The sequence below is a fragment of the Mesorhizobium sp. M1295 genome, from assembly GCF_040318135.1.
In the GTDB taxonomy this organism is placed as follows: domain Bacteria; phylum Pseudomonadota; class Alphaproteobacteria; order Rhizobiales; family Rhizobiaceae; genus Mesorhizobium.
This window is the reverse complement of the sequence record NZ_JAMYLU010000002.1, coordinates 57,542-76,643: the sequence shown is the minus strand read 5'-3', so window position 1 is coordinate 76,643 and position 19,102 is coordinate 57,542. Positions and strand designations below refer to the sequence as shown.

Sequence of the window (19,102 nt, the reverse complement as noted above, 5' to 3'; positions counted from 1 at the left end):
CCTGCATCGGACCTTTGGTCCGCCCGGTTCAAGCCGACTTGAAGCGTGCCATCAATTCGGCCCGGCCCGGGTCGGTCAAGGTCGCGGCTGCACCGAATTCGAGTGGCTTGAGCAGATCCGCCGCCGGATAGAGGATCGGATTTTCCAGCACCTCCTTGGGCAGCAGCGCATTGACCCGCGCATCGGTGGAAGGCGCACCGTTGGCCAGGTGCTCCCTGACCGCGACTTTCGGGTTCATCAAATAGTTGAGCAAGGCATAACCCGCAGGCTTGTTGGGCGCATCCTTGGGGATTGCGTAGAAGTCGGTCCAGATCTCGCCGCCTTCCTTGCCAAGCACGTAGGCGATTTCGGGGATGTCGCGGTGGAGCTGCGCCCCGTCATTGGTCCAGCACATCGTCATCCAGGCGTCGCCGGCACGCATCGACGGCTGGTAGTCGCTGGAGACCGCGAACAGATGCGGCTTGACCTTCAGCAGCAATTCCTCCGCCTTGGCGAGTTCGTCCGGCTTCAGCGAGTTGAACGAGAAGCCGAAATATTTCAGCGCGTTGCCGATCGTGGTCAGCTGGTAATCATGAACCATGGTCCGGCCGTCGCCCTCCGCCATCGCCGTGTCCCAGAATTCCTTCCAGCTCGTCATCGGCTTGGCCAGTTTCTTGGTGTTGACGGCAAAGCCGGTGGTGCCCCAATTCTTCGGCACAGCGTAGGTCACGCCGTCGATGGTGCCTTCCCCAGTGAAGCGCGGGTCTTCTTGCGAGCCGTCATAATTGGCAAGCTTGGCCATATCGAGCGCTTCGATGATGCCGAGCTTCTTGTAAGTCGAGATCGTGTAGTTGGTTGGAACGAAAAGGCTCCAGCCCGAGGCGCCGGCCTGCAGCTTGGCCAGCATCTCCTCGTTTGAGCCGAACACATTGACCTCGACGGCAACGCCGGTCTCGGCCTGGAAATTCTCGAACGTCGCCGGGTCGTGATAATTGGGCCAGGTGGCAATCGACATGCGGTCGCCAAGACCTTCCTGGGCGAAAGCCGGCGTCGGCATGATGCCGAGCTCGCGGGCCATCACCGCCGTTGCGATGCCCAGGCCGGTAAGGCCAAGGAACTCGCGGCGGCCGATGGAACCCCGCTTGACGCGCATCAATTGATCGACGAACTTTTCAGGGCTTATCGGCAGTCCGTCACGATATGATTTCGACATTTTTGTTTTCCCTCTGGTTGGTCCCGTTATTCTCCGGAAACGCCAGCGGCGTTCCGGCTGCAAAGCCGATGGCAACGGGTTCACCCGGCTTGAAGAGATTTCCACCGCCAATCAGATGATCGGCCTTTGCGAGCAGCGTCCCGATGCCCTGGACCTCGATTGCATATTCCGCGGTCGAACCGAGAAAGATCCGGTTGCGGACAAGCCCGTTCAGCCGGCCGCTTCCGGGCGCGCCGAGGCTTAGCGATTCAGGGCGCAGGCTGACCGAAACGGCTTCACCCTGAGCCATCGAAGTCCGCTTGCGCGCGGCAATGACAGTGCCATCGGCAAGCGCCACCTCGACGAGCTTGCCCGAGAGCCCGACGACCTTGCCGCTCAACAGATTGGTCTTGCCGACGAAATCGGCGACAAAGAGGTCGGCGGGTTCGTCGTAGATTTCGCTCGGCTGCCCAAGCTGGACGATACGCCCGCCATTCATGACGCAGACGAAATCGCTCATCGACAGTGCTTCTTCCTGATCGTGGGTGACCAGGACGAAGGTGATGCCGATCTCGCGCTGCAGGTTCTGCAGCTCTATCTGCATGTCGGTGCGCAGCTTCTTGTCGAGCGCCGCCAGGGGCTCGTCGAGCAGCAGCACCGCCGGTTTGTTGACCAGCGCCCGCGCCAGGGCGACACGCTGCTGCTGGCCGCCGGAAAGCTCATGGATCTTGCGGCGTCCATAGCCGGCAAGCCGCACCATGGCGAGCGCCTCGCCTGCTTTCAGGCTGATCTCGCGCGACGACAGGCGCGGCCGCGCCTGGCGCAGGCCATAGGCGATGTTGTCCTCGACATCCAGATGCGGAAACAACGCATATTGCTGGAACACCATGTTGACCGGCCGCCGATAGGGCGGCGTGCCGGCCATGTCGTGGCCACGGATGAATACCGCGCCTTCGCTTGGCTGTTCGAAGCCGCCGATCATGCGCAAACAGGTTGTCTTGCCGCAGCCGGACGGCCCGAGCAAGGCGACAAAGGCAGACGGCGGGATGGCAAGATCGATGCCGCTGACCGCGATCACGCTGCCGTAGCGTTTGGTGACCCCGCGAAACTCGATGTCGGGCACTGCGGTCAAAGCTGCGGGCTCCAGCGGCTAGTTGATCTCGAAACGCTATCAGAGCCAATGGCGGCTAGTATATACCTCCCAGGTGGTATATTTTGTCTATTTTCTCGTCTGGAGGGGTATGAATTGGGCGTTTCGCGCAGCGATGAATACAGCCGGCTCGCTGCGCTCATCGCAGCGACGCGGGAGACCAGCGGCGAGCTTTTCGGCAAGGCAATGGTGGCCTGGCTCCGGCAGCATGTCAGCTTCGATCATTGCGTGATCTTCGGCTATCGCGGCGCCTTACGCCCGCCGCTGCTGTTCGAGACATTCTCGCCGGCCGACAGCCACGTCTTCGTCGCGCTCTATCAGGAAGGGCCTTATCTGCTCGATCCGTTCCACCATGCTGCGGTCGAGCGCAAGGAAGGCTTTTGGCGCATGCGCGAATTGGCGCCGGATCGCTTCTATGCCAGCGAATATTACCGCTCCTATTACAGCCAGACCAGACTTGCGGAGGAGGTCGGCTTTTTTGTGCCGCTGCCGGGAAAGGACGCACTGGTGCTCTCGCTGATGCGATTGCGCGCTTCGGGACCTTTCGGAACCGCCGATGCGAGGTTGCTGCGCGACATGGCGCCTGCGGTGATCAATCTCATCAGGCTGCGCTGGCATGATCTTCCGGCCGACAAACCGGCAGAGACGAAGCAGGACGAAACGATTGCTCCAGTCAGCGAGTTCGAACGTGCTCACATCTGGAAGAGCCTTTCGCTCACGCCGCGCGAACAGCATGTCGTCGACCTGGTGCTTCAGGGCCATTCCACGGAATCAATCGCCAGGGCGATGCGCATCGTGCCGGGAACCGTAAAAGTCCATCGCCGTAACATCTACCGCAAGCTCAAGATCAAATCGCAGGCGGGCCTATTCGCGCGTTTTGTCGAGATCATGGATGCACGGATTCGGTAGTCCCAAGTTCAGCCGGCAGCGCCGTCCCAGGAACCGGTTTCGGCCATTTGCCTGAGCAGAGGTGCGGCCCGGAAGACGTCCTCGCCGGTCTGCTGGTGCCAGTGATCCAACCGCCGGATGATCTTGTCCACGCCTTCGCGGCTTGCCCAGAACATCGGCCCGCCCTTGCCGACCGGGAAGCCATAGCCGTTGACCCAGACGACGTCGATATCGGACGCGCGGGCGGCAATCTGTTCCTCGAGGATTTTGGCGCCCTCGTTGATCATCGGATAGAGCGTGCGCTCGATGATCTCCTCGGCGCCGATTGCCCGCGGTGCAATGCCGCGTTCAGCAGCCTTGTTGTGGATGAGCGCTTCGACCTCCGGATCGGGCAGCGGCGTGCGCGAACCGTTCTCATAGCGATAGAAGCCGCTGCCGGTCTTCTGGCCGAAATGGCCCTGTTCGCACAACGTGTCGGCGATGTCAGCCGTCTGGCCACGCGCCTTGCGGTTGCGCCAGCCTATGTCGAGGCCGGCGAGATCGCTCATCTGGAACGGCCCCATCGGCCAGCCGAAATCGGTGAACACCTGGTCGACCTGGCGCGGCATTGCACCCTCGAGCAGAAGCGCCTCCAGTTCCGCACCCCGCGCCGCCAGCATGCGGTTGCCGACGAAGCCGTGGCAGACGCCGACGACGACCGGCACCTTGCCGATCCGCCGCGCCAGATCGACGATGGTCGTCAGCACGTCCGGCGAGGTCTTGTCGGCGCGGACGATTTCCAGAAGCTTCATGACGTTAGCCGGCGAAAAGAAATGCATGCCAAGGAGATCTTGCGGCCGCGACGTCGAAGCGGCGATCTCGTTGACGTCGAGATAAGAGGTGTTGGTGGCAAGGATCGCGCCCGGTTTGGCCACCGCATCGAGCCTGCCGAATACCTCCTTCTTGACCGCCATTTCCTCGAACACAGCCTCGACGATCAGGTCGCAATCGGCGAGGTCTGCATAGTCGGTGCTGCCCCTGAACAAAGCCAGCCGCTGGCGCTTGGCGTCTTCGCTCAGCGACCCGCGGGTGACGGAAACGGCATAGTTCTTGTCGATCGTCGCCAGCCCGCGTTGCAATGCTTCCTGCGTTGTTTCCAGCAAGGTCACGGGAAGACCGCCATTGGCGAACGCCATGGCGATGCCGCCGCCCATCGTGCCGGCGCCGATGACGCCGACCCGGGCGATCTTGCGCCTGACGACATCCTTGCCGGCAAGCTTTGCCGCCTCACGTTCAGCGAAGAACAAATGCCGCTGCGCGCGTGATTGGTCGCCGGCGACAAGCTTGACGAACAGGTCGCGTTCGGCCGCCAGCGCTTCGTCGAAGGGCAGCGTGAGGGCGTTGCGGACCGACTGCGCACAGGCTATCGGCGCCTCGAGACCGCGCGCTTTGCCCGCAAGCGTTGCCGCCTCCTTGTCGAAGGCCGGCAAGTCGGCCTGGTCGAGGCGATCGTTGCGGTCGCGCACCGGCGTGAACGGACCGCCTTTCGCGGCCGTTTCGCTGGCGAAACTCACCGCTTGCGCGGTCAGGTCGCCATCGAAGACGGCATCCACCAGACCGGCGGCGCGCGCCTCGGCCGCATTGATCGGCGTTCCCGAAACGATCATGCTGAGTGCCTTCAGCGGACCAACCAAGCGCGGCAGGCGAACCGTGCCGCCGCCGCCCGGCAGCAGGCCGAGCTTGACTTCCGGCAGGCCGAGCCTTGCCGCTCGGTCGGCAACACGGAAATGGCAGCCGAGCGCCAGTTCCAGGCCGCCGCCGAGCGCAGTGCCGTGAATGGCGGCGACCGTCGGCTTGGCGATGGTTTCCAGCACGGCGACAATGGCGCGCAATTCCGGCTGCTGCGCCGGTCTGCCGAATTCGGTGATGTCGGCGCCGGCGACGAAGGTCCGCCCGGCGCAGGCTATCACGATTGCTCCCACCGACGGCTCGTCCCGCAGGGAAACGAGCGCCCGCATCAACGGCTCGCGCACATGGAAGCTCAGCGCGTTGACCGGCGGATTGTCGATGGTCACCAGCGCGACGTTGCCGTGCCTTGTAGTGCTGACGAAATCGGGCACGCAAACCTCATACAATGATGTTGGCCAGGAGCCCGACGGGATTTACAGCGCTGGCATGCGGATGGGAACCACATGTTTGCGGGCCGGATCGATATCCTCTCGCCGCCGGGTGGCCTTGCCTTAGCGCAGCGCCTTCTGCCCGCCGGCCGCGGTGATGACGCCGACGATGATCAGCCCGGTCAGCACCAGGCGCACGCCGACGCTTACGCCGAACGTGTTGAGCATGGTCAACAGCAGCACGAGGAACAGCGCCGCGCCCCAGACCCCCGGCACATTGGCCTTGCCGCCGGCTACCGACGTGCCACCGATGACGACGACCGCGATCGACGCCAGCAGATACTCATTGCCGATATCGACATTGGCGCCGCGGAAATAACCGGCGAGCAGTGCACCGTCGAGGCCGCCGAGCGCGCCCGACAGCGTGTAGGTGAGGAAGCGGGTGCGGCCGACATTGACGCCTGCCAGCCAGGCGGCGCGGATGTTCTGGCCGATCGCCAGCACCGAGCGTCCGTAGATCATGCGCTGCAAAACGATGCCGGCGCCGATGGTGAACAGCACGGTCAGGATCGCCAGCACCGGGATACCGAACACCTGCCAGTTGGTGAAATCGGCAAAGCCCGGCGGCGGCTTGATCTGCAAGCCGCGCCCATAGCTGATATCGACTGACTGGATGACGAAGCTGGCCGACAGCGTCGCGATAATCGGCGGAATGCGCAGCGCCCATATCAGCAGGTAGTTGACGGCACCGATCGCCATGCCGCAGGCAAGCGCGGCCAGCAGCCCGACCGCGATCATCGCCTCATTGCCGTCCACGACCTTCATGGCGACAGCACTGGCAAGGCCGATATTGGCCGGCAGCGACAGGTCGACATTGCCCGGCCCGAGCGTGATAACGAACATCTGCCCGACGCCGACGATGACGGTGAAGACGGCGAGCGACAGCGCCGCCGTGATCATCCCGCCTCCGCCATAGCCGCCGGTGAAGGCGATCGTCGCCAACCACACCAGCAGCGCCCCGAAGAACGACCAGATCCAGGGTCTGGCGAGCAGTGTCCGCAGCGAGACCATGCTCACCTCTCCCTGCGGCTGATCAGCACCCGGGCCGCCAGCACGATGATCAGGATGGCGCCATTGGCGGCAACCTGCCAGTCGGGCGGAATGTGCATGAACGTCAGCAGTGGCGATGCGGCCAGCGCCAGCGTCAACGCGCCGATGACGGCGCCGATCGGCGACACCCGGCCGCCGACGAACTCGCCGCCGCCGAGGATGACGCCGGCGATCGAAAGCAACGTGTAGCCATTGCCGATATTGGCATCGGCCGAGGTGGTGATGCCGATCAGCGCCATGCCGGACAAAACGCCGAACAGGCCGGTCAGCGCAAACAGCGCGATTTTGGTACGGAGCAGCGACCAGCCGGCGCGCTTGAGTGCGGCTGAATTGCCGCCCGATCCACGCAGGATGACACCATAGGAGGTGCGCATCAGGCCAAAGTGGACGACCGCCGCGATCAGCAATGCCGCGATGATCGGGAACGGAATGACGGGTGGCTTGAAGGCCATCAGCGCCAGCAGCCAGTCCGGCGCCTTGCCGCCGGGCTTTGGCAGGATCAGGATGGCCAGGCCCTGCCAGACGAAGCTCATGCCGAGCGTCACCACGATCGAGGGCAGGTTGCGCAGATGGATCAGCGCGCCGAGCAGCGCGTAGACACCGATCGACCCGAGCAGGATGACGACGCCGAGCAACGGCGCGTCCTTCAGCCATGTCGCCGTGACGCAGCCGACGAAGCCGACAAAGGTGCCGATTGACAAATCGAGCTCGTTGCCGGCGATGACGAACATCTGCGCGATCGTCGCCAGCGCGATCGGGATCGCCAGATTGAGCATCAGGCTGAAGCCGAAATAGCTGATGGCGCGCGGGTTGAGCCAGGCGATAGCGATGAGCACCAGCGCCAACGACAGTGCCGGCAGCAGGCTGCGCAGCATGCGCGCCCGCCTCGTGGCGCGAGCCGACGATTTTAGCCCATTCTCGATGGATGCCGCCGTCATCTCAGGCCGCGTCGCCAAACGAGGACTGGATGATCTTTTCCTCCGTCAGTTCGTCGCGACGAAGGTTGGCGACGATCCGGCCGTTCTTGAACACATAGATGTGGTCGCAATTGTCGAGCTCTTCGGTTTCGGTGGTGTACCAGAGGAATGTGCGGCCATGCCGAGCTTCTTCGCGCACGAGATCGTAGACTTCGAGCTTGGTTCCGATATCGACGCCGCGCATCGGATCGTCCATCAGCACGATCTTGGCGTCGGAGCCGAGCGCCCGCGCGAACAAGGCCTTCTGCTGGTTGCCGCCGGACAGCGAGAAGATGTTGTTGTTCATGTCGGGCGTGCGGATGCCGATTTTCCGCTGCCACAGCTGGGCGAGCTCGGCTTCGCGCTGCGGCGAGATCAAGAGGCCGTTGCGCAATCGCGCCAGCGAACGGATGCCGATGTTCTCGGCGATCGACCATTGCGGAAAAATCCCGTCCGACTGGCGGTCGCCGGCAACCAGCGCCACCGGCGCGGTGACCTCGATGCCGGTCTTGGCGCGGGAAGCCGCGGCAAAGATCGCCAGCAACAGGTCGGTCTGGCCATGCCCGGCAAGTCCGGCAAGGCCGATGATCTCACCGGCACGGGCGATGAGCTCATTGCCGTCCTGCTGTCGCGCCGGCCGCGCCCGGACCCGCAGCGGACCGGGCTCCGGCTTGCCGCTCGCAATCTCTGCGGCGGCCTTCTCGCGCGCCTCCGCTCCGCCCATCGCCGTCACCAGCCTGTCGCGGTCGAAGGCGTCGGCCTGCCCGGCGGCGACCACCTTGCCGTCGCGCATCACCACGATGCGATCGGCATTTCCGAGCACTTCGCCCAGCACATGCGAGATCAGGATGCAGCTCTTGCCGGCGGCGATGAAGCGGCGCACGAACGCCAGCAGCTGGCCGGCGGTATGCGCATCGAGCGAGGATGTCGGCTCGTCGAGGATGACCAGTTCGAGCGGCTCCTGCGTGACCGTGAAGGCGCGCGCCACCTCCACCATCTGCCGGCTGGTGATGGAAAGATCGCCGACGATGTCGGATGCCGAGATGCTGTGGCCGGGGAATATCTCGTCGAGCTTGGCGGCAATCAGATGGGCGGCCTTGCGCCGCCAGCCGAAGCCATTAAGCGAGGCGTGGTTGATCCGCGTATTCTCGGCGACGCTGAGGTTCGGGCAGAGCGACAGTTCCTGGAAAACGCAACGTATGCCGAGCTGCTGTGCGCGCGGCACCGAATAACTTGCCTCGACGCCGCCGCGGACCGCGATCTGCCCGCTGTCGGGGGTAAGCGTGCCGGCCACCATATGCATGAGCGTCGACTTTCCGGCGCCGTTATGGCCGACGAGACCGACGCATTCTCCGGCACGAACGCTGAAATCGACACCGTCGAGCGCCCTGACGGCCCCGAAATGTTTTTCGGCGCCGCCCAGTCTTATGATGTCCATACTGACGGCACCGAAATGTTTTTCGGCGCCGTCAGGCCTGATGATGTCTGCACTGGCCTCGGGCATCCCTCAACGATACCCGGTTATCTGTGGCGGCAACAATAGTGCCATGCTCACTTGATGTTGGCCTTAATCGCCGCGACGGCGTCTTCCTGCGTGTATTCGTGGCTGGCGACGCCGCCCTTCGGAATCTTCGGCAACGCTGCCTCGAAATCGTCCTGTGTGAAGGCGAGATAAGGAACCAGCAGGTCGTGCGGCACGTCGGTGCGGCCGTCGAGCACTTGCTGCGCCACCCAGAAGGCAAGCGTCGATACGCCTGGCGCGATCGAAGCCGACCAGGTCTGGTAACCGTCCTTTTCCTTCTGCTCTTTCCACCATTGCAACTCGTCCTGGCGATTGCCCATGATGATGGTCGGGCGCGGCTTGCCGGCGGCGGCAAAGGCCTGCGCCGCGCCGTAGCCGTCACCGCCCTGGTCGACGACACCGACCACATCCGGCAGCGACGGCAGGATCGTCGCTACGGCCTTCTGTGCCGTGGTCTGGTCCCAGTCGCCGGTCACCGAGCCGACGATCTTGAACTCGGGATGGGCGGCGACACCTTCGAGGATGCCGGCATGGATGGCATCGTCGATCGAAGTGCCGGCAAGGCCACGGATTTCCAGCAGATTGCCACCCTTGGGCTGGAACTTGGCCATCTGCTCGACTTCCTGCTTGCCCATGTCCTTGAAGTCGACGACGACGCGGTAGGCGCAGGGTTCGGTGACGATGCCATCGAAGGAGACGACGACAATGCCGGCGTCGCAGGCCTGCTTGATGGCGCCGTTGAGGGCATCCGGAGATGCCGCGTTGATGACGATCGCGTCATAGCCCTGCAGGATCAGGTTCTGCACCTGGGCTGCCTGCGTCGGCACTTCCTTGTCGGCCGTCGTGAAGACGTCGGCGGCGCCGACCACCTTGTCGGCGACTGCCTTCTTGGTGACGATGCCGTAGCTGTCCAGCATCGCCTGCCGCCACGAATTGCCGGCGTAATTGTTGGAGAAAGCGATCTTCTTGCCGCTGGTATCGGCAAGCGCGGTGCCTGCGGCAAGCATCGCTGCAAGGGCGCCCAAAACGAATATTTTCTTCATGTCATACTCCTCCCGTGAGTTGCTGTCTTACTGGTGGCTAATGGCTGGCTGGTGGCTAATGGCTGATACGCTCACAATGCTGTTTTTTATCTATTATCAGACAAATGCAGATAGCCAGCAAGCTGTCAACATCAATCCATGGCCGACGATCAACTTGCGGTGCAATCATTGAAACCGGTTCGACTCCTGGTCTAGGGATGGCGATGGAGACCGATTAAATGGCAGTGAACCTTGCCCCGGGTGCACCCGGCATTCCGGCGCGCTGGACGTCGAGCGCCAAGAGCGGCGTCGGCACCGCGCTGTCGCCGGCCTGCCCGATCTGGTTCACCATCAGCCACGGTATCCTCAACGAGATCTACTATTCCCGCCTCGACAGCGCATGCACCCGCGATCTGGGGCTGATCGTCACCGGACCCGACGGCTATTTCTCCGAAGAGAAGCGCGACGCCGAACATCGCATCGAACCCCTCGAGGACGGGGTGCCTGCCTATCGGCTGGTCAACACCGCAGCCGATGGAAGCTACCGGATCGAGAAGCGCGTCCTCACCGATCCGGAACGTCCCGTCTTGCTGCAGGAGATCATGTTCACGTCGCTCAAGGGTGCCGCCAGCGACTACCGCGTCTACGCGCTGCTGGCGCCGCACCTCGTCAATGCCGGCATGGGCAACACTGCCTGGATCGACGACCATGAAGGACAGCCTGTTCTGTTTGCATCGGGACGCGGCGTCTGCCTGGCGCTCGCCTCGTCGCGGCCGTGGAAGGCGTGCGCGGCCGGCTATGTCGGCGTCTCCGACGGCTGGCAGCAGCTTCGTCAAAGCGGCCGGCTCGATCCGGCCTGCCGCAGGGCCGAGGACGGCAATGTCGCGCTGACCGGTGAGATCGCCTTTTCGGCTGCGAACCCAAAAATGTTGCTGGCGCTGGGCTTCGGCACGACGCCGCAACAGGCGGCGGAAACTGCTTTCGCCAGCCTGAACCAAGGTTTTGGGCCCGCAGCCGGATCCTACGTCGACAAATGGCGCCAATGGCAGGCCGGATTGCTGCCGCTGGACCGGCATGCGGTGTCCGCCCTCAATCCCTACCGCCTCAGCACGGCGGTGCTGGCGACACACCGCTCGTCGACCGGAGCAGCCGTGGCCAGCCTGTCGATCCCGTGGGGCTTCAACAAGGGCGACGACGATCTCGGCGGCTATCACCTGGTCTGGCCGCGCGATCTGGTCGAAACCGCCGGCGGATTCCTCGCCGCCGGCGACCCGGCGGAAGCCTTGCGCATCCTTGGCTATCTGCGCTCGATCCAGCAGCCGGACGGCCATTGGCCGCAGAACGCCTGGCTCGACGGGTCGGTCTATTGGCCGGGCATCCAGATGGACGAGTGCGCCTTTCCGCTGCTGCTCGCCGACGCGCTGCGCCGCGCCGGGCATTTGCCGCCTGCGGTACTCTCCTCCTTCATGCCGATGATCGAGCGCGCTGCCGCCTATGTCGTACGCAACGGCCCCGTCACCGGCGAGGACCGCTGGGAGGAAGACGCCGGCTACAGCCCGTTCACGCTTGCCGTCGAGATCGCCGCGCTGCTTGCGGCTGCGGACATGTTCGATGCCGCCGGCAAAACAGAGCCGGCAAACTATCTGCGCGAAACCGCCGATATCTGGAACGATCAGATCGAGCGCTGGACCTACGTCGCCGGCACCGCCGCATGCGACGAAGCCGGCGTCGAAGGCTACTATGTCCGCATCGCCCCGCCCGACACCGCCGGCGCCGCATCGCCGAAGGACGGCTTTGTGCCGATCAAGAACCGCCCGCCCGGTGATGCGGACCGCCCAGCCGAAGCGATCGTCAGCCCGGATGCGCTGGCGCTGGTCCGCTTCGGCCTGAGGGCAGCCGACGATCCGCGCATCCTCGACACGGTCAAGGTCATCGACGCGCAATTACGCTGCGAACTGCCGCAGGGGCCGCTCTGGTACCGCTACAATGGCGACGGCTATGGCGAGCATGCCGACGGCGCACCCTTCGATGGAACCGGCCAGGGCCGGCCCTGGCCGCTGCTGGTCGGCGAGCGCGCCCATTACGAGCTGGCGGCAGGGCGCAGGGACAGTGCGGCACGCCTGCTCGCCACGTTTGAGGGCTCCGCCGGGCCGGGCGGCCTGCTGCCGGAGCAGGTCTGGGACGGTCCCGACATGCCGGAGCGCGAATTGCGGCATGGCGGCCCCTCCGGCAGCGCCAAGCCGCTGGTCTGGGCGCATTCCGAGCACATCAAGCTGCTGCGTTCGCTGCGCGACGGCGCCGTGTTCGACATGCCGCCGCAAGGCGTCAAGCGCTATATCGAGGGCAGGACGGTGTCGTGCCTCAGGGCATGGCGCTTCAACCACATGATCCGTACCGTCCCGGCAGGCAAGGCGCTGCGCATCGAACTTCTGGCCCGGGCGGTGGTTCATTGGAGCAGCGACAATTGGGCAACCGTCCATGACACCGAGACCGCCGCGAACCTTTTCGGTATCCATCTCGCAGAGTTGCCGGTTGCCGACGCCGCTCCGGGCAATAGCATTGTCTTCACATTCTTCTGGTCCGATGCCGGCCGTTGGGAGAATGCTGACTTTTCTGTCGGCATCGGCGATACCGCACAGCCACTAGATCATCGATCCCTCAAGTAAGGCAGGACGAGACCATGCAGATAGGAATGATGGGACTGGGCCGGATGGGCGCCAACATGGTTCGGCGCCTGTTGCGCGATGGCCACGAATGCGTCGTCTACGACATTAACCCGGCGAGCGTCGCGGCGCTTGTGACCGCCGGCGCGGTCGGAGCCGCCTCGATGGAGGAGTTCGTCGGCAAGCTGACCAAGCCGCGCAGCGCCTGGCTGATGCTGCCGGCGGCGATCACCGGCCGGATCGTCGACCAGGTGGCCGCCCTGATGGAGCCGGGCGACATCATCATCGACGGCGGCAATTCCTATTATCATGAGGCCGTCGACCACGCCGCGCGCCTGGCCTTGAAAGGCTTGAGCTATGTCGATGTCGGCACCAGCGGCGGCGTCTGGGGCCTCGAGCGCGGCTACTGCCTGATGATCGGCGGCCCCGACAGCGCGGTGCAGCATCTCGATCCGATTTTCGCAACGCTGGCGCCGGGCGCCGACGCCGCTTCGCCCGCCCCTGCCAAGGACGCCGGAACCGCTCCCTTCGGCTATCTCCACTGCGGACCGAGCGGCGCCGGCCATTTCGTCAAGATGGTCCATAACGGCATCGAATACGGCGTCATGGCCGCCTATGCCGAGGGCATGAACATCCTGAAGTCGGCGAACGCCGGCAAGCGGCAGCGCACCGCCGACGCCGAAACCAGTCCACTCGAGAACCCGCAATATTACCAGTTCGACATCGACATCGCTGAGGTGGCAGAGGTCTGGCGGCACGGCAGCGTCATCGGCTCGTGGCTGCTCGACCTGACGGCCGGCGTGCTGAAGGCCGATTCGTCGCTGACACAGTTCGGCGGGCGGGTCTCGGATTCCGGCGAAGGCCGCTGGACGCTGAAGGCGGCGATCGACACCGGCGTGCCGGCGCCGGTGCTGTCGTCGGCGCTGTTCGACAGGTTCTCCTCGCAAGGCGAGTCCGAATTCGCCGACAAGCTTCTGTCCGCCATGCGCTATGCCTTTGGCGGCCATGTCGAAAAACCCAAGGCCGGCTCGTGACGGGCGACAGGGAGGCACACCCATGAGCCAGGAACGATCGGACACGCTGGTGCTTTTCGGCGCCACCGGCGATCTCGCCCACAAGAAGATCTTCCCCGCCCTCTACGCCATGGTGGCCAAGGGAACGCTGAACGAGCCGGTGATCGGCGTCGCCTTCGATCCTTGGGATATCGCCAAGCTGCAGGCGCGCGCCCGCGACGGCATCGTCAACGCCATCGGCAGCATCGACGAGAAGATCTTCGCAAGGCTCGCGACGCTGCTGCGCTATGTCAGCGGCGACTACCGGGCGCCTGCGACCTTCGATAAACTGAAGACCGCGCTCGGCAGCGCACAGCGGCCGCTGCACTATCTGGCGGTGCCGCCCGCCATGTTCGAGGTCGTCGTCCAGGGACTGGAGCAGTCGGGCGCCGCCCAGGGCGCACGCCTGATGGTGGAAAAGCCGTTCGGCCATGATCTGCAATCGGCGCGCTGGCTGAACCGGGTACTGCATCTGGTCTTCGACGAAAAGTCGATCTTCCGCATCGACCATTATCTCGGCAAGGAGGCGATCCAGAACCTGCTCTATTTCCGCTTCGCCAATTCCTTCCTCGAGCCGATCTGGAACCGCAACTTCGTCGAGAGCGTGCAGATCACCATGGCCGAGGATTTCGGTGTCGAGGGCCGCGGCCGCTTCTATGACGAGGTCGGCTGCATCCGCGACGTCATCGAAAACCATCTGCTCAACATCCTCTTGCTGCTCGCCATGGAGCCGCCGGTCGGCCGCTCGGCCGACGATCTGATCGACGAGAAGGTGCAGGTGCTGCGGGCGATCCGGACGCTGACCAGGGACGATGTCGTGCGCGGCCAGTTCGACGGCTATCTCAACGAGCCGGGCGTGGCGCCGAACTCGCCGGTCGAGACCTTCGCGGCGGTGCGCTTTTTCGTCGATACCTGGCGCTGGCAAGATGTGCCGTTCTTCATCCGCGCCGGCAAATCCCTGCCGGTGCACGCCACCGAGGTCATCGTGCGGCTGAAACGGCCGCCGCTCGACGTCTTCGATCCAATCAAGCCCGGCGACTGCAATCACGTGCGCTTCCGCATCGATCCGCAGGTGGCGATCTCGATCGGAGCCCGGCGCAAGGCGCCCGGCGACGACATGGTCGGCGAGCAGGTCGAGCTCACCGCGCTCGACGATTCGAAGGGCGACATGCCGCCTTACGAGCGGTTGATCGGCGACGCTATGAACGGCAACGGCCAGCTGTTCACCCGCCAGGACGCCAGCGAGCTCGCCTGGCGCATCGTCGGCCCGGTGCTCGGCGACACCACGCCGCCCGCGATCTACGCGCCAAAGACCTGGGGGCCGACCGAAGCGATGACTGGATTCGGCCCGCCGAACGGCTGGATCAATCCATCGAAATGATTTCTGGGAGGCGAAAGCGATGGCCAAAGCGGTGAAGCGACCGGCACCCGACGCCGAAAAGATCGTGCTTGCGATCGATATCGGCGGCTCGCACGTCAAGATCCGCACCAGCGCCGGCGGCGACGAGCGCAAGACCGCTTCCGGACCGGAGCTGACGCCGCAGCAGATGGTCGCGGCGGTGAAGACGCTGGCCGAAGGGCTGCAATACGATGTCGTCTCGATGGGCTATCCGGGTCCGGTGCACCACAACCGGCCGCTCACCGAACCCGCCAATCTCGGCAAGGGCTGGGTCGGCTGCGATTTCGCCGCTGAGTTCGGCAAACCGGTGAAGGTCGTCAACGATGCGCTGATGCAGGCCGTCGGCAGCTATGAAGGCGGCCGCATGCTGTTCCTCGGCCTCGGAACCGGCCTCGGGGCCGCGATGATCGTCGACAACGTCGCCCAACCGATGGAGCTTGCCCATCTCCCCTACAAGAAGCGCGGCAGTTTCGAAGACTATGTCGGCGAACGCGGCCTGCAAAAGCGCGGCAAGAAGAAATGGCGCAAACACGTCTTTGACGTGGTCGACCGGCTTCGCGCCGCCATGCAGCCGGATTACGTGGTCATCGGCGGCGGCAATGTCGAGGAACTCGCCGACTTGCCCGCCGATTGCAGACGCGGCGACAATACACGCGCCTTCGAGGGCGGATTTCGACTGTGGCGCGACAAATCCCTGATTATCTGATATTGCTGATTGTCTGATATTATCGAGCACCGGCTCAGGGTTGTTAATCCCGCGCTGCCGTTAGTATTATTATTCAAAATAATGTGTGACGTGGTGCGGCGTCATTGCATTGCGCAGATTTGCCGACTAGGAATTTTCTGCGACCCCCACGGACGGAGAAATAGATTGACCGACGACAACAACAACGCTCGCAAAGACATCGACCTGCTTGAGCTGACCGCCCATATCGTGTCCGCATATGTCGAGAAGAACCGCTTGCCGGCTTCCGGCCTCGGCGATCTCATCGCCAACGTCAGCGCTTCCATAGGCGGGCTCGGGCAACCGGCAGTGCCGGTCGCCGCGCCGCTGACGCCTGCCGTCAATCCCAAGAAATCGGTGACGCCGGACTACATCATCTGTCTCGAGGACGGCAAGAAGTTCAAATCCTTGAAGCGCCATATCGGCGTCCATTTCGGGCTGACGCCCGACGCCTATCGCGCCAAATGGGGCCTGCCGTCCGACTACCCGATGGTCGCCCCCAACTACGCGGCCTCGCGTTCGCAGCTGGCCAAGGCAATCGGTCTCGGCCGCAAGGCCGCCCCGCCCGCGCCCGTCAAGGGCAGGGGCAGGAAGGCCAAGGCGACGGCCTAAAGCGTTCGGAGCAGGTCCGGTCGCTCCGCCAGCGGCAACGCCCGGCGGAGCGGAAATTGTTGATCCAGGCCGGATTTTTGCGCGCGCCCTGCGCTGAACTGCGCTAAAGGCTCTCTTGGCCGGACCAGCGCCCATCGTGGAAGTGCCCCGCCGGCCGACATCGCCGCCAGGGGGCCTGATCCATGACCACAGAATCCCAAGTACCGCCTGACCAGCGTTATGCCGCCTTTCGCCATCGGCCGTTCCTGAGCTACTGGGCGGCGCGCTTCCTCTCGACATTCTCCACCCAGATCGTGTCGGTCGCCGTCGGCTGGCAGATCTACGATCTGACCCGCGACCCGTTCGACCTTGGGCTTGTCGGCATCGTCCAGTTCCTGCCTTCGCTGCTGCTGGTGCTGGTCACTGGCGACGTTGCCGACCGTTTTGGACGCCGCCTGATCATGGCGCTGGCGGTGCTGGTCGAGGCGGGCTGCGCTTTGGCGCTTCTGTTGCTGACGCTGCGCGGCCTCTCCGGGCCGATGCCGGTCTTCATCGTGCTCGCCATGTTCGGCATCGCGCGCGCCTTCTTCGGGCCGGCCTCGTCATCATTGTTCGCCAATCTGGTGCCGCCCGAGGATTTCGCCAACGCCATCGCCTGGAACTCGTCCGCCTGGCAGACGGCAACCATCGTCGGGCCGGTCGCCGGCGGTCTGCTCTACGGGCTTTCGGCCGAAGCCGCCTACACCACCGCGGCCGTGCTGATGCTCATTGCCGCCGTGCTGATCTTCACCATCCCGAAGCCCGCCCAGCGCAGCCGGACCGACAGGCCGACGGTACAGACCCTGTTCGCCGGCTTCGGCTATATCTGGAGCGAAAAGATCGTGCTCGGTGCCATTTCGCTCGATCTGTTCGCGGTGCTCCTGTCCGGCGCCTCGGCGCTGCTGCCGGTCTATGCGCGCGATATCCTCGAACTCGGCCCGTGGGGGCTCGGCCTGCTGCGCTCGGCGCCCGGCGTCGGCGCCATCTGCGTCGCCATCTGGCTGGCCGGGCATCCGATCCGCAACCATGCCGGCCTTGTCATGCTCGGCTTCGTCGCGCTGTTCGGCGCGTTCACCGTCCTGTTCGGCCTCTCGACCATCACCTGGCTGTCGATCGCAGCCCTTGCCCTGCTCGGCGCCACCGACATGTTCAGCGTCTATATCCGCGAGACGCTGATCCAGCTGTGGACGCCGGACGACGTTCGCGGCCGCGTCAACGCCGTCAACCAGGTGTTTGTCGGCGCCTCCAATGAGCTCGGCGAATTCCGCGCCGGCACCATGGCCGCGCTGATCGGCACGGTTCCGGCCGTGGTGGTCGGCGGCGTCGGCGCGATCGCTGTCGCCGGTCTATGGGCGGTGCTGTTCCCACAGCTGCGCAAGGTGCGTCATCTCAGGGGGCGAAACTAAAGCGCGACGCGCTTTAGTTCGTTTGTTTGTGCATGTCGTTTTCCCAAAACCGCTGCACACTTTTGGGCGACATGCACCGACTTCACCGCAGCGCCGGCTTGCCAAAAATCATGGGCAGGAACTCGCCGAGCCAGCGCTTGAGGTGCATGTCCCAGATCAGCCGGCCACCGAGATGGTCGCGGCCGGGCTGCGCGCCGGGCAATTCGAAGCGATGGGCGCCGCGCACCACCCAGCGCTGCATCATCGCCCGGGTCAATTCGCCATGGAACTGGATGCCCCAGGCATTGTCGCCATAGCGGAAGGCCTGGTTGGGATAGGTTTCGGCCGTCGCCAAAAGTGTTGCGTCCTTCGGCAGCGAAAAGCCCTCACGATGGAACTGATAGACCATCTCCGGCCAATGCATCAGCCTGCTGCCTGCTTCAGTCGCCTTTAGCGGATACCAGCCGATTTCGACGAGGCCCTCGCCATGGCCCTCGACCCTGCCGCCGAGATGCTTGACCAGCATTTGCGCGCCGAGGCAGATGCCAAGCAGCGGCCGGTTCTCGTTGAGTGGAATTTTGAGCCAGTCGGTCTCGCGGCGGACGAACTCGTCGCCGTCATTGGCGCTCATCGGCCCGCCGAACACCACGGCGCCGGCATGGCCATCCAGCGTCTGCGGCAAGGCCTCGCCGAGCGGCGGGCGGCGGATGTCGAGATCGAAGCCTTCCTCGATAAGCATATGGCCGACCCGTCCCGAGCTCGATTGCTCCTGATGCAGCACGATCAGGATCTTTGGTCTCGGGCTTGGCTTGGGCGGCATTGGAAGGCGGGATCCTGTTCTATTCGTCGCTTGACGTTCCGGCAGCACCAGGAGCCGCGGCCGCCGCCTTGAGGCGCGCCTCGACGCGGTCGCGGCGTTCGACGCCGATCAGCTCGGCGACCCGCCAGACGGTATTGTCCTCGAGTTCGTGCAGCTCGCCATCGGCATAGACGATCTCCCACATCAGGCCGATAAAGGCCTTTCGCGCCTCGGCGTCGAGATGGCGCTTGAGCACGCTGGTAAAGGCGTAAAGGTCGATCGCCTCATTGTCGGCCCGCTCGCCGGCAGCCGCCAACGCATCGAGTTCGTCGCCGCTGATAGAATAGCTTTCCGCCAGCACCTTCTTGAACCGTTCCCATTCGGTATCCTGGCGCACGCCGTCGGCGTTCATCACGTGGAAAAGGAGGGCGGATGCGGCAACGCGCGGATCGTCGGCGCTGGCGCTGGCGCCACTACCGGACGGCAGGTCCCTTAGAAACGACAGAACGCGTTCGAACATCAAATCATTCCCAAT

Annotated in this window: 16 protein-coding genes; 7 read left to right on the top strand and 9 right to left on the bottom strand. The window is 64.3% G+C overall.

Features of this window, described 5'->3' with window-relative positions:
* Window positions 1–28 precede the first annotated feature (28 nt).
* Both NKH29_RS03400 and NKH29_RS03395 read right to left on the bottom strand, forming a co-directional pair.
* The gene (locus NKH29_RS03400) at window positions 29–1,192 is read right to left on the bottom strand and encodes an ABC transporter substrate-binding protein (RefSeq protein ID WP_352999033.1); all 1,164 of its coding nucleotides are present in this window, start codon (window positions 1,190–1,192) and stop codon (window positions 29–31) included.
* A complete protein-coding gene (locus NKH29_RS03395; RefSeq protein ID WP_023721357.1) occupies window positions 1,173–2,303 on the bottom strand; it encodes an ABC transporter ATP-binding protein in 1,131 nt (376 codons plus the stop codon). The genes NKH29_RS03400 and NKH29_RS03395 overlap by 20 nt, the downstream gene beginning before the upstream one ends.
* A 114-nt stretch (window positions 2,304–2,417) precedes the next feature.
* On the opposite strand from NKH29_RS03395, the gene NKH29_RS03390 reads away from it, so the two are divergent.
* Window positions 2,418–3,230: a response regulator transcription factor gene (locus NKH29_RS03390; protein WP_352481005.1), complete on the top strand. Its 813-nt coding sequence runs from the start codon at window positions 2,418–2,420 to the stop codon at window positions 3,228–3,230.
* Between the two features lie 8 nt (window positions 3,231–3,238).
* On the opposite strand, the gene NKH29_RS03385 is transcribed toward NKH29_RS03390, so the two are convergent.
* The 5 genes from NKH29_RS03385 to NKH29_RS03365 form a co-directional block, all read right to left on the bottom strand.
* Window positions 3,239–5,308: a 3-hydroxyacyl-CoA dehydrogenase NAD-binding domain-containing protein gene (locus NKH29_RS03385; RefSeq protein WP_023721359.1), complete on the bottom strand. Its 2,070-nt coding sequence runs from the start codon at window positions 5,306–5,308 to the stop codon at window positions 3,239–3,241.
* A 120-nt stretch (window positions 5,309–5,428) separates the two neighbouring features.
* Window positions 5,429–6,376, bottom strand: coding sequence for an ABC transporter permease (locus NKH29_RS03380; RefSeq protein WP_352999031.1), 948 nt, complete (start codon window positions 6,374–6,376; stop codon window positions 5,429–5,431).
* Window positions 6,377–6,378: 2 nt separating this feature from the next.
* Window positions 6,379–7,353 carry an ABC transporter permease gene (locus NKH29_RS03375; protein WP_352494089.1) on the bottom strand — a complete coding sequence of 325 codons (975 nt, stop codon included), beginning with the start codon at window positions 7,351–7,353 and terminating at the stop codon, window positions 6,379–6,381.
* A 1-nt stretch (window position 7,354) separates the two neighbouring features.
* Window positions 7,355–8,875: a sugar ABC transporter ATP-binding protein gene (locus tag NKH29_RS03370; RefSeq protein ID WP_352641263.1), complete on the bottom strand. Its 1,521-nt coding sequence runs from the start codon at window positions 8,873–8,875 to the stop codon at window positions 7,355–7,357.
* Window positions 8,876–8,922: 47 nt separating this feature from the next.
* Window positions 8,923–9,936 carry an ABC transporter substrate-binding protein gene (locus NKH29_RS03365; protein ID WP_023721363.1) on the bottom strand — a complete coding sequence of 338 codons (1,014 nt, stop codon included), beginning with the start codon at window positions 9,934–9,936 and terminating at the stop codon, window positions 8,923–8,925.
* A 218-nt stretch (window positions 9,937–10,154) separates the two neighbouring features.
* Between NKH29_RS03365 and NKH29_RS03360 the strand changes: the two genes are divergently transcribed.
* The 6 genes from NKH29_RS03360 (at window position 10,155) to NKH29_RS03335 (ending at window position 17,789) form a co-directional block, all read left to right on the top strand.
* The gene (locus tag NKH29_RS03360) at window positions 10,155–12,581 is read left to right on the top strand and encodes a glucan 1,4-alpha-glucosidase (protein WP_352999028.1); all 2,427 of its coding nucleotides are present in this window, start codon (window positions 10,155–10,157) and stop codon (window positions 12,579–12,581) included.
* Between the two features lie 14 nt (window positions 12,582–12,595).
* Window positions 12,596–13,612 carry a phosphogluconate dehydrogenase (NAD(+)-dependent, decarboxylating) gene (gnd, locus tag NKH29_RS03355; protein ID WP_023721366.1) on the top strand — a complete coding sequence of 339 codons (1,017 nt, stop codon included), beginning with the start codon at window positions 12,596–12,598 and terminating at the stop codon, window positions 13,610–13,612.
* A gap of 22 nt (window positions 13,613–13,634) precedes the next feature.
* Window positions 13,635–15,011, top strand: a complete 1,377-nt coding sequence (gene zwf, locus NKH29_RS03350) for a glucose-6-phosphate dehydrogenase (RefSeq protein WP_352999027.1) — start codon at window positions 13,635–13,637, stop codon at window positions 15,009–15,011.
* Between the two features lie 19 nt (window positions 15,012–15,030).
* Window positions 15,031–15,735: an ROK family protein gene (locus NKH29_RS03345; RefSeq protein ID WP_023721368.1), complete on the top strand. Its 705-nt coding sequence runs from the start codon at window positions 15,031–15,033 to the stop codon at window positions 15,733–15,735.
* A gap of 165 nt (window positions 15,736–15,900) precedes the next feature.
* Window positions 15,901–16,365 carry a Ros/MucR family transcriptional regulator gene (locus tag NKH29_RS03340; RefSeq protein WP_352999025.1) on the top strand — a complete coding sequence of 155 codons (465 nt, stop codon included), beginning with the start codon at window positions 15,901–15,903 and terminating at the stop codon, window positions 16,363–16,365.
* 182 nt (window positions 16,366–16,547) lie between these two features.
* The gene (locus NKH29_RS03335; RefSeq protein ID WP_352977058.1) at window positions 16,548–17,789 is read left to right on the top strand and encodes an MFS transporter; all 1,242 of its coding nucleotides are present in this window, start codon (window positions 16,548–16,550) and stop codon (window positions 17,787–17,789) included.
* Between the two features lie 82 nt (window positions 17,790–17,871).
* Here NKH29_RS03335 and NKH29_RS03330 read toward each other — a convergent pair whose 3' ends face one another.
* Both NKH29_RS03330 and NKH29_RS03325 read right to left on the bottom strand, forming a co-directional pair.
* Window positions 17,872–18,588 carry a glutamine amidotransferase gene (locus NKH29_RS03330; RefSeq protein WP_352588106.1) on the bottom strand — a complete coding sequence of 239 codons (717 nt, stop codon included), beginning with the start codon at window positions 18,586–18,588 and terminating at the stop codon, window positions 17,872–17,874.
* 19 nt (window positions 18,589–18,607) lie between these two features.
* Window positions 18,608–19,087, bottom strand: coding sequence for a tellurite resistance TerB family protein (locus NKH29_RS03325; protein ID WP_352481012.1), 480 nt, complete (start codon window positions 19,085–19,087; stop codon window positions 18,608–18,610).
* Between the last annotated feature and the right edge of the window lie 15 nt (window positions 19,088–19,102).

Excerpts from the sequence above, each read along its gene's own strand:
- NKH29_RS03400 (WP_352999033.1), bottom strand. The coding sequence starts at position 1,192 with ATGTCGAAATCATATCGTGACGGACTGCCGATAAGCCCTGAAAAGTTC.
- NKH29_RS03380 (WP_352999031.1), bottom strand. The coding sequence starts at position 6,376 with ATGGTCTCGCTGCGGACACTGCTCGCCAGACCCTGGATCTGGTCGTTC.
- NKH29_RS03375 (WP_352494089.1), bottom strand. The coding sequence starts at position 7,353 with ATGACGGCGGCATCCATCGAGAATGGGCTAAAATCGTCGGCTCGCGCC.
- NKH29_RS03370 (WP_352641263.1), bottom strand. The coding sequence starts at position 8,875 with ATGCCCGAGGCCAGTGCAGACATCATCAGGCCTGACGGCGCCGAAAAA.
- NKH29_RS03365 (WP_023721363.1), bottom strand. The coding sequence starts at position 9,936 with ATGAAGAAAATATTCGTTTTGGGCGCCCTTGCAGCGATGCTTGCCGCA.
- NKH29_RS03360 (WP_352999028.1), top strand. The coding sequence starts at position 10,155 with ATGGCAGTGAACCTTGCCCCGGGTGCACCCGGCATTCCGGCGCGCTGG.
- gnd (WP_023721366.1), top strand. The coding sequence starts at position 12,596 with ATGCAGATAGGAATGATGGGACTGGGCCGGATGGGCGCCAACATGGTT.
- zwf (WP_352999027.1), top strand. The coding sequence starts at position 13,635 with ATGAGCCAGGAACGATCGGACACGCTGGTGCTTTTCGGCGCCACCGGC.
- NKH29_RS03345 (WP_023721368.1), top strand. The coding sequence starts at position 15,031 with ATGGCCAAAGCGGTGAAGCGACCGGCACCCGACGCCGAAAAGATCGTG.
- NKH29_RS03335 (WP_352977058.1), top strand. The coding sequence starts at position 16,548 with ATGACCACAGAATCCCAAGTACCGCCTGACCAGCGTTATGCCGCCTTT.
- NKH29_RS03330 (WP_352588106.1), bottom strand. The coding sequence starts at position 18,588 with ATGCCGCCCAAGCCAAGCCCGAGACCAAAGATCCTGATCGTGCTGCAT.
- NKH29_RS03325 (WP_352481012.1), bottom strand. The coding sequence starts at position 19,087 with ATGTTCGAACGCGTTCTGTCGTTTCTAAGGGACCTGCCGTCCGGTAGT.